Source organism: Endozoicomonas sp. ISHI1 (assembly GCF_024606225.1).
Taxonomy (GTDB): Bacteria; Pseudomonadota; Gammaproteobacteria; order Pseudomonadales; family Endozoicomonadaceae; genus Endozoicomonas_A.
Genome location: NZ_JAGRPU010000104.1, coordinates 1 through 3,350 on the forward strand (window position 1 = coordinate 1; position 3,350 = coordinate 3,350).

A 3,350-nucleotide genomic window follows, 5' to 3' on the forward strand; every position below is an offset into this window, starting at 1 on the left:
GGGTGAAAAACGTCTGCAGCCAGCGTTCCGAATCGTCGGAGGTATCCAGCAGGGCGATATCAGTGGTGCGGTCCCGGAGATAGAGTTGGGTGTTGGCGTCAGACAGTAACCGGATGGCATTGGCCAGCTCTTTGCGTCGGGCATTACAGCTGTTGGTATCGGCTGATCTTCGGCGTCTGTCACAAGGGGGCGGTAGTTGGGCTGTGAGAAAATTGATGTTGTAGAAATCATTTTTGTATTTCGCGTTAAGAGTGGCAGCACCCTCTATCGTGGTAGGATCGAGGGGGTAAACGTCAAATGAATTTGCCCGTAACCGTCTTTGGAGGGTTTGGAAGGCCCTGGTCTTTTCTTCTTCACTCTTGAACCTGACCATTTCTTCCTCAAGCTGGTTGACCAGATTAAACGCGGGGAAACGATGTGCATAGCGCTCAAGCCATTGACTGTACGAGGAAGATTCCCGCGCGAGTGTGAGTGTATCTGATAAACGATCAGTTTCTCTGACATCCCAATTGACGAAAGCAACTTTTTCAGGCTCCGCATTTTCCTGTAATCCATGAGAGATCACGTCCTGGAAATTAAAGTGTAATGCGTAATCTTGAGCATCTTTTCTTGGGTCTTTAGACTCCTTAGACGCCTCCTCAATCGTGGCTTCGTACAAAGCATTTTCGATTGGAGCAAAAGTGAACTCGTTCGCGATGATGGCTTCAGGCAAACCATCATTGAGCCTGTGACCGGACTCAATCAACCTATCTTCGAGTAAGGCTTTGACGAACTCCTCTCTGCTTTTGACATCGTCTGGATCCTCTTCGCTTGAGATATCGCCTGGATCCTCTTCATTTGTGATATCGAATAACGGATTTTCGAATCCGGTATCGCTACGTGGATCTTCGGGTCTGGCATGGGTAAACTCATTGCTGGGGGCGAGGGAGGTCAACCCGAACTTGGCCTCGAATAGAACGGTAAGCCCGTCAGGCTTGAGGGTAAAAACAACACGGTTGAGTTCAGCATAGGGCGCCTCTTTTGAAGTTGAAGGCCTGTCAGGATCACCACCGGTAGTTTGCTGAGAATCGCCTGCTGACACAGACCCTCGAATCGCGACAGCAGAATTTGCACGAATTCCTTTTTGGGCCAACTTTTTCAAAACTTCAGGTACAACATAATATTTATGGCTAGTATCCACTTCGCCCGCAGAACCTGAAATATCTTGTGCAGAATTATCAAAAGAGAAGGCTATGGATTGTACGGTGGTATTCTCGGGGATGGCCATTCTTAGAATCGATGATAGATTTTCCACTATGTCCTGAGAATAGAGATAAGCATGAGTATTCAAATTGGCGTCAAAGAAAAGAAGACTTCCAGTAATGATGACTTTAGTGTCTTCACCAATATTTCTGAGCGGTATTCCTACCATTGTTTCAAGTTTATTTTTCCCCGTCATATCAATATTAAAAACGTTGTACAAAGTGCTGGTTCTTTCGGTGCGGTACATCTCATAAAGCTTGAGACACCTTAAAAAAGAACGCTCCATTTCGTGATTATCAGACAAATGAATCATTATTAATTTTTTGTATTTTTGCTTACGCACTAACCCATCAGAATAATTTCCATAAGATTTTCTGTTAAAGAAGAGAACATTTGCTGAGAATTCATCAGTTGGATTGATTGTAGGCCTATTCGTTGTTTGAATTTTTCTTAACCTTTCAAAAGCATCATAACCTAATGTAGCGATAACATGATAGTCAACCTCCTCGCTACCATACGAATGGTACATCATTGTAACTTTATAGAATTCATTGTTAGAGATATTTATTTTGTTTTCATTATAGAATTGATGTAAAGCTTCCTTCAGCTTTAGCATGGATTCTTCTGTGGTTATTGCTGATTTTTTTAACTTCTCTACAGTCTCATGAATAAAAAGGGTTTCATCAAGCATTACTTTGATTACTGGGTTTTTTATGCGAGATGCGAACATTAATGGCTGTATTGAGTCATCAAGAGCGACAGAAACAATATTGTCTTCAAAATCTATTCTTTTACTTAAAAATATTTTATTTGTTGTATATCTTGTTATTTCATATCCATCTAGACTATGGAATATTTCACTAATATCGCTTTCTGAAATGATATCTTTAATTAGACTGCTTTCTTTTTCCGGCAGGGCTTCATCGAATGTCTTAAAGTAAGTGGCAGGATCTGAAACAATTCCATCTGCGAACATTTTTTCGAAAAGAGCGCGTATTTTGGTACTTTCGAGCAGATATTGCTTCCAAGGGCTCACTCCCTTTCCTGATATAGGGTCTAGCGAACTGCTCCTCTTTAGGAAGGGCTTGCTATCCAGTTTTGGCAGTAGTCCTTTATCAATATATATCCCTCCAAGCTTGTATTGATTATACAGACCTATGAATCTTTCGATTATCAAAGTGCTAGTAACGCTTAAAAAGCGCCTGATATAAGAACCTGATTCTATATCAATATTCCACAATGTGTTAACGGTAACATTAGCAATGGATTTTTGGATTTGATCCAGCATTCTTTTGGTTTTATTCCACTGGTTGCTAAACTCCTGCTTTACATAATCTGAAAAACTAGATTTCATTATATCCAATTTTTTTATATCAGCATCTTTTCCCATAAAATCATCAATTTTTTTCCAGATGCTATTTTTAAACTGTGTAATATCAGCAGGGTAATCTTCTTCAATAGTTTGTTTTTTTCTCTCAGAAGACAGCAGTGAATATAAAATCTTTCGGTATATTAAACCTTCGGGAGCCCATACATGGATTTTATAGTCCGGGTTCACCTTAGCCCATATTGTAAGCCAACCAGGCTCCCAGCCTTCGGCAGGACCGACGATACTAACATGAATATTCTTGGGTATGGATGGCATGATAACACCTGATAGGTTGACCTATATGGTTTTCCGAAGGATTGCGATACTTGCCTTTTTACCGGCGTGATCAGAAGGTACTCAAATGCGAAAAAGCCGCAATGTGCAGTTTAGTACTGAACTCCGCCACGTTCCCATAAACGTGCCGTCAAGTCCGCTCAACCCCGACCCATCGTCGTCAAGGGTTCCGGAGTTGTCAGGTTCTGGGTCATTCTCTGGCTTGCCGACGACATAAACGACGGACTTTCGCCACTGCGATGGCCTGACAGGGCACTGATGTCCTGCACCAGACGCTGGTAGTGTTGGTTCAGCTCTGTGTCGTTCAGACTTGCCACTCCTTGCTGCTTACTCTTCGCTGTATCCGTGTCAGCGTCGTCTTTACCGCCTCCGGCCAGGCTGCTCAGGTAATGTACCAGCCGTTGCCCTCTGCGAATGATCCTGTTCAGAAAGCTCAGGGCTTCGT

General features: G+C 42.6%; 2 protein-coding genes. Both read right to left on the bottom strand.

Annotated features, from left to right (window positions below; translation table 11 throughout):
- The coding region (locus tag KBW69_RS23190) for a hypothetical protein (RefSeq protein ID WP_257282497.1) at positions 1–2,887 on the bottom strand (2,887 nt) is incomplete at its 3' end.
- A gap of 158 nt (positions 2,888–3,045) precedes the next feature.
- Positions 3,046–3,350 (bottom strand): hypothetical protein (locus KBW69_RS23195; RefSeq protein WP_257282498.1); only part of this gene is annotated, 305 nt, incomplete at its 5' end.